The sequence below is a fragment of the Neptunomonas sp. genome (assembly GCF_041601355.1).
Taxonomy (GTDB): Bacteria; Pseudomonadota; Gammaproteobacteria; order Pseudomonadales; family Balneatricaceae; genus Neptunomonas.
Genome location: NZ_JBFIIH010000171.1, coordinates 1 through 6528 on the forward strand (window position 1 = coordinate 1; position 6528 = coordinate 6528).

The following is a 6528-nucleotide window of genomic DNA, read 5'->3' on the forward strand; positions in this document are numbered from 1 at the left end:
GCGCTTCTTTTGCAGCGCTACTCCTGATTAGACAGCAGTTTGGTTTGTCGTCTCATTTGATACATCGCCGCCAATACACCCAAGGCGACAATCGCGATCATGATAGTCGCCAACGCATTCACCTCCGGCGTCACACCCAAACGAACTTTGGAGAAGATCACCATGGGTAAAGTGCTGTTGCCAGGACCGGAAACGAAACTGGCAATAACCAGATCATCCAAAGACAAGGTAAAGGACAACAACCAACCGGAGATGAGTGCCGGAGCAATCAAAGGCAAAGTAACCAGAAAAAACAATGTGGAAGGTTTAGCCCCTAAGTCCATTGCTGCTTCTTCTAAGGTTTCATCGATTGATGCTAAGCGGGATTGCACAATGACGGCGACATACGCCATACAAAAAGTAGTATGAGCAATAATAATGGTTCCGGTACCGCGTCCTGATGGCCAGCCGAACATGCCTTCCATCGCAACAAAAAGCAGTAGTAAGGACAAACCGGTTATCACTTCCGGCATAACCAGTGGTGCCGTTATCCAGCCGGATAAGATCATCTTGCCACGAAAGCGCCCCATGCGGGACAAAACAAAACCAGCCATCGTACCCAGTACCACAGCCAGGCTGGCACTGATCAGTGCAATTTTAAAACTGACCAATGCTGCATCAATAATCTGCTGATTCTTAAACAGCTCGGTATACCATTTAAGCGACCAGCCACCCCAGACAGTGACCAATTTAGACTTATTAAAACTGTAAACAATCAGGGATATTATCGGTGCATAGAGGAACACAAATCCCATAATAGCCGTCGTATTTAGAAACAGTGAGCGACGTTTCATGAGTGCGCCTCCTCTTTACCCTGAGCGTTTCGGATAAGCATAATCGGTAATACCAATACCACCAGCATGACAATCGCGACGGCCGAGGCCATCGGCCAATCCCGATTCAGGAAGAACTCATCCCACAGTACCCGCCCAATCATCAGCGTGTCCGAGCCACCCAGTAATGCCGGGATGACAAACTCACCGACAGCAGGAATAAACACCAGAATGCAGCCGGCAATGATCCCTGGAACAGCCAATGGTAAGGTGATCATAAAGAAACTTTGGAGTGGACGTGCCCCCAGGTCTTCAGCCGCTTCCAGTAGGGTCAGATCCATCTTTTCCAGTGCGGTATACAATGGCAGAATCATGAAAGGCAGATAGGTATAAACAATGCCGATATACACAGCAAAGTCAGTCTGCAACATCACCAGCGGTTGGTCGATAATGCCTATGGATAATAAAAATTCATTCACAACACCATTCTTTTTCAGAAAACCCATCCAGGCATACACGCGTAACAAGAACGATGTCCAGAAAGGCAGAATTACCAATGCCAGTAAGACAACACGAGTTGAAGGCTTGCTGCGTGCGATCAGATAAGCAACAGGGAAACCGACAATCAGTGCAAAAAAAGTAGAAACAGCCGCAATCTTAACCGAATTTATATAGGCATCCAGATAAAAAGCATCTTCTATGAGATAAAAATAATTACCCAGATTCAGCTTAAAGGTGGCATACGCCTCTTCAAGATCCCACTCAAATATCGCCGTGTATGGTGGTATTGCAATCGCAGATTCCGACAAGGATATTTTGAATACCACCAGAAAGGGAATGAAGAAAAAAATACCTAACCAGAGTGCAGGAACGGCAATAACGCCTAAGCGCCCCCAGTTCACACTTCTGAAAATATTATATTTCGCCATCCCCGATGCAGATTTATCAATCCATGCGGCCCCTGTTGAAACACTCATGATGTCAGCACCACACTGCTATCTATCTGCCACGAAAGGTAAACTTTATCATGCCAGGTAAATCGAGCCCCCATGTCCCGCACAAAGTTCGGCTGGGTAACACGCACATCTTTACCACTGGCCAAACGTACTTTAAACACGGACAAGCTTCCCATGTAGGCGATATCTTCAATAACACCTTCAATCCAATTATTCGCCTGCTCCGGTTTATTACGGCTTATTTTTATTTTTTCGGGACGTATCGCCATATGTACCGTCTGGTTAGGTGCACAGCTGATACCATGATTAACAAAAAATTCAGCTCCCGCTTCTTTAGAGCGTATGCGTACACTATCCGGAAGATCTTCAATTATCTGCCCTTCGAACAAGTTCACCGAACCGACAAACTCGGCAACAAAACGGCTATTCGGATATTCATACACCAAATGCGGCTCGGCGGTTTGTACAATCACGCCATTATTCATAACGCCGATACGTGTGGCCAGCGTCATCGCTTCTTCCTGGTCATGTGTAACCACGACGAAAGTTACACCTAACTGCTCCTGGATATTAATTAATTCAAACTGAGTTTCTTCACGCAGCTTTTTATCTAATGCGCCGAGCGGCTCATCCAGTAACAATAGCTTTGGGCGTTTAATTAATGAACGCGCCAAGGCAACACGCTGGCGCTGCCCGCCGGACAGCTGATTAGGCTTTCGCTTACCCAGATGTCCCAACTGCACCATATCCAACATTTGATCAACGCGCTGTTTAACTTCACTACGCGCCACACCTTCACGCTTCAGACCAAAAGCAATGTTATCGGCTACCGTTAAATGCGGAAAAAGCGCGTACGATTGAAACATCATATTGACGGGGCGATTCCACGGCTGAACACCTGCCATATCAATGCCGTCTATCAGAATTCGGCCACTACTGGCGGATTCAAAACCTGCCAGAATACGCAGCAAAGTACTCTTGCCTGATCCAGAACCACCTAAAAGACAAAAGAGTTCATTTTTATAGATATCCAGCGAGATATTATCTACCGCCGTAAACTCTCCGAACTTCTTGGTTACATTTTCAATTTTAAGAAACGGCTCAGCGCCTTCCTGTTTCCATAATGGTATTTCAACAGAATTCGTCTTCGACGACGTGTGCAGTTCGCTATGTTGGGACAACGTCATAACAACCCCTTGGCTATTTATTCTTCTCAGGGAATCTCTAAATAAGCCCAGAAGCCAGGCAGCTTTGTCAGGTTGTTATAACACCAACCGAAGGCTTATTTAGAAACTCTTTAATATGTTTGATATGTTGAATAAAGGGGTGAATATTTCACCCCCTTTTTTTAGTCAGCAATGACTACCAATGTTAACGACCCGTTTTAATACCACTCCAGGCACGCGTTAACAGACGGTCAAACTTGGCTGTATGTGCATTTTGGGTGAACAGGTTTGCCTTTACTTCATTTGAAGGATAAATACCCGGGTTGTTACGTACTTCATCAAGCAACAGAGGCTCTGCCGCGGTATTCGCTACCGCGTAATAAACATAGTTAGAGATACCGGCGGCGGTTTCTGCTTTGAGTACAAAATCGATGAATTGGTGAGCAGCGTCAGGATGTGGTGCATCAGCAGGGATCGCCATCAGATCAAACCATACTAAGGTGCCTTCCTTTGGAATCGCAAAACCAATGACGTTACCCTGGCCTGCTTCTTCCGCACGGCTCTGAGCCTGCAGGATATCGCCGTTATAGCCTAGCGCCACACAGATCTCGCCATTAGCGAGGTCAGAGATATATTTACCTGAGTGGAAGTATTTGTAACTATCGCGTACTGAGTTCATCAGCTCAGTCGCTTGTTTAAGGTCAGCTTTTTTCTCAGAGTTAGGATCCAATCCCAGATAATTCAGCGCAATAGAGATCACCTCAGCAGGTGAGTCGAGCAGACCGATACCACAATCAGCTAACTTTGCAGCTACTTCCGGTTTAAAGATAAGGTCCAATGTATCAACCGGCATATCTCCCAGGCGCTCTTTAACCATCGCTTCGTTATAACCCAGGCCAATCGTCCCCCAGGCATAAGGTACGTTGTGCTTATTATCGACATCGTGACGGGCAATTTTTTCCGTCAGGACGCTATCAAGGTTGCCGTAGTTGCTGAGTTTAGAACGATCAATCTCTGCATAAATACCTGCCTGAACATGACGTTCTAAAAATGCCCCGGTAGGTACAACAAGATCATAACCGGTGCTGCCAGACATCAACTTGGCTTCTAATACCTCGTTAGAATCATAAACGTCATAGTTAACTTTAATACCCGTTTCCTGTTCAAACTGGGCAACCGCTTCAGGGTTAATATAGTCTGACCAGTTGTAAATATTAAGAACCTGCTCTTGTGCAACAGCAGCGGTAGAAAGTGTAATCGCCAATGCAGTGACTAAACCCAGTTTTTTAGGACTCATTAATATTCTCCATATCAGGCCGTGCCTGTCTTAACTAAAAGTTATCTGAAACTCGTGTTATCTGCCTTAAGCGACAGATTTGTATCGATTAACGCGCAAGCCTCAAATACAAAACTATCTATTATTATGTATATCTTTCTGACAATCCTTGCAGAAAACTTATCGTCCATGTAAAAGCATTTCCATCAATCTACGCTAGCTCGGCATTCGAGCTAAATACCCACCGGGGGGTATTTAGCCGAAAGTACCAGCGCTATTTTTTATAACTATTTATGGCAACTACTGATTGTAACAACCTGTCACAGCTCTTAATTACTACTACTGATTACAAGAGGCCAAGATACGCTTCGTACTCAATATCAGAGATCTGCTCATGTAGCTTTCTCTGCTCTTGCCGCTTTGCCGCCGAATAAACACGAATAAACTCTTCACCCAGATATTCTTTCAGAACATCGCTCTTAGTAAAGATAGCAGTGGCATCATCCCACTTGATGGGCAATACCAGATTGTCATCAGTCTCTGCCGTTTCCGCGTTCGCATCCCCTTTAATTGGGGCCGGTGGTTGCAACTTGTTTTCGATACCATAGAGCGCACCGCCCAAAATTGAAGCCAACACCAGATAAGGGTTAGCATCAGCACCCGCAACACGGTGCTCTATACGACGAGCGACAGGCGGGCTTTCTGGAATACGAATAGCGACCGTACGGTTTTCATATCCCCAGCTTGCATAGGTAGGCGCATGAGCACCGACCATAAAGCGGCGATAAGAGTTCATATGCGGGGCAAAGGTCAACATGCCATCTGCCATTGTATGCATTAAGCCGGCAACCGCATGCCTCATCACATCCGTTCCTTCTTCGCCGCCATTGTCGAATACATTCTCACCCGCTTCATTCAGCAAGCTGAAGTGAACATGCATGCCGTTACCGCTTTTTTTAGCGTAAGGCTTAGCCATAAACGTCGCGGAATAACCCTGCTTTCTGGCTATCCCTTTTACCAGACGCTTGAACATAATCGCCTGGTCACCGGCCAACATAGGGTCGGGCACATGATTCAGGTTTATCTCGAATTGGCCAGGGCCAAGCTCAGAAATAATAGTGTCCGCAGGTACACCCTGAATATCGCAGACTTCACGCACTTCGGTAAAGAAGGCTGATAAGCAGTCCATCTCATCGATCGAGTAGCAGTCTGTTTCAGACAGACGACGCCCGTGCCCTTCAATTAATACCGGCGGACGCGGACGCTGAGTTTCTTCGGACATACCGTCCATCAGATAAAACTCAAGCTCTGTTGCAACAACAGGCGTCAATCCCAAGTCTTTAAATCGCTTCACCACACCGCTTAACACCTGACGAGGATCTGCACCAAAAGGCGAGCCGTCGGGGTTAAACATCATTGCCAACACCTGGTCGCGCGGAGAATCTGCCCAAGGCACAGAGATGGCGTCATCATGCACTGGCATACATACACCATCGCTATCGCCTGTTTCAAAGACCAGGCCGTTTTCCAGAACATCATCGCCCCAGAAATCAAACCCAAGCACGGAACGAGGCAACTTCACACCTTCGTCCATAACCTTATATAAAGCACTGCCTGGCATACGCTTGCCGCGCAAATTACCGTTTAAATCGACAATAAACAGATCAAACTCATTACCCTTTTTAGCATTCATAGCAAATTCTCGCTCAACATCTTTTTTATACATTTTTTAATGAAATAATATGTACATAGTTTCACATAATCACTTCAGGAAATAACTATATTTTGTGATCACAAAGAATAATATTTTTGTCATCGGAAAAATAAAACAGCTTCAACACAGGCTTTACTAAAAAAACCATACACCTTGTTTAGTGATCGCATTAGAATAGAAAAAAACAGCCAGAACCAAAAGCGATTATGGACAAGAAGTCTCCTATTAAAATTACATTAACTGAGCGCGATGGCGCTGTAACTATCACCCAGTGGGTATATGAGACATTAAGAGGCGCCGTTATGAACGGCCAGATACTACCGGGACGGGCGTTAACGATTCGCGAACTAGCGACACTACTCGATGTCAGCCCCATGCCCATCAGAGAAGCGCTGCGCCAGTTGTCCGCCGAAAAGGCATTGGAAATTCAGGGCAACCGTCGTGTCATGGTGCCTAAAATGACCGCCATGAAATTTACGGAATTGTACGAAGCACGTATCGCTATCGAATCGCATGCGGCTGCCAGAGCGTTACCTTATATTGATAAGGCCCGCTTCATGCAACTGCGTAGTCTTGATCAATTAATTAACATAGCCCAGGAAGA

Annotated in this window: 6 protein-coding genes; 1 reads left to right on the plus strand and 5 read right to left on the minus strand. The window is 45.8% G+C overall.

Going from position 1 to position 6528, the window contains the following annotated elements; genetic code table 11:
* Positions 1-17: 17 nt before the first annotated feature.
* The 5 genes from ABY436_RS18160 to ABY436_RS18180 form a co-directional block, all read right to left on the minus strand.
* A complete protein-coding gene (locus ABY436_RS18160; protein WP_372740345.1) occupies positions 18-833 on the minus strand; it encodes an ABC transporter permease subunit in 816 nt (271 codons plus the stop codon).
* Complete coding sequence (locus ABY436_RS18165; RefSeq protein WP_372740346.1) at positions 830-1789, minus strand: ABC transporter permease subunit; 960 nt, start codon at positions 1787-1789, stop codon at positions 830-832. The genes ABY436_RS18160 and ABY436_RS18165 overlap by 4 nt, the downstream gene beginning before the upstream one ends.
* Positions 1786-2955 carry an ABC transporter ATP-binding protein gene (locus ABY436_RS18170; RefSeq protein ID WP_090724941.1) on the minus strand — a complete coding sequence of 390 codons (1170 nt, stop codon included), beginning with the start codon at positions 2953-2955 and terminating at the stop codon, positions 1786-1788. Before ABY436_RS18170 ends, ABY436_RS18165 begins: the two co-directional genes overlap by 4 nt.
* Positions 2956-3139: 184 nt before the next feature.
* Positions 3140-4231, minus strand: a complete 1092-nt coding sequence (locus ABY436_RS18175; protein ID WP_372740347.1) for a polyamine ABC transporter substrate-binding protein — start codon at positions 4229-4231, stop codon at positions 3140-3142.
* A gap of 325 nt (positions 4232-4556) precedes the next feature.
* The gene (locus ABY436_RS18180) at positions 4557-5903 is read right to left on the minus strand and encodes a glutamine synthetase family protein (RefSeq protein WP_372740348.1); all 1347 of its coding nucleotides are present in this window, start codon (positions 5901-5903) and stop codon (positions 4557-4559) included.
* A gap of 227 nt (positions 5904-6130) precedes the next feature.
* Here ABY436_RS18180 and ABY436_RS18185 point away from each other — a divergent pair.
* On the plus strand, positions 6131-6528 hold a 398-nt coding region (locus ABY436_RS18185; RefSeq protein WP_372740349.1), incomplete at its 3' end, for a GntR family transcriptional regulator.

Excerpts from the sequence above, each read along its gene's own strand:
- ABY436_RS18160 (WP_372740345.1), bottom strand. The coding sequence starts at position 833 with ATGAAACGTCGCTCACTGTTTCTAAATACGACGGCTATTATGGGATTT.
- ABY436_RS18165 (WP_372740346.1), bottom strand. The coding sequence starts at position 1,789 with ATGAGTGTTTCAACAGGGGCCGCATGGATTGATAAATCTGCATCGGGG.
- ABY436_RS18170 (WP_090724941.1), bottom strand. The coding sequence starts at position 2,955 with ATGACGTTGTCCCAACATAGCGAACTGCACACGTCGTCGAAGACGAAT.
- ABY436_RS18175 (WP_372740347.1), bottom strand. The coding sequence starts at position 4,231 with ATGAGTCCTAAAAAACTGGGTTTAGTCACTGCATTGGCGATTACACTT.
- ABY436_RS18180 (WP_372740348.1), bottom strand. The coding sequence starts at position 5,903 with ATGAATGCTAAAAAGGGTAATGAGTTTGATCTGTTTATTGTCGATTTA.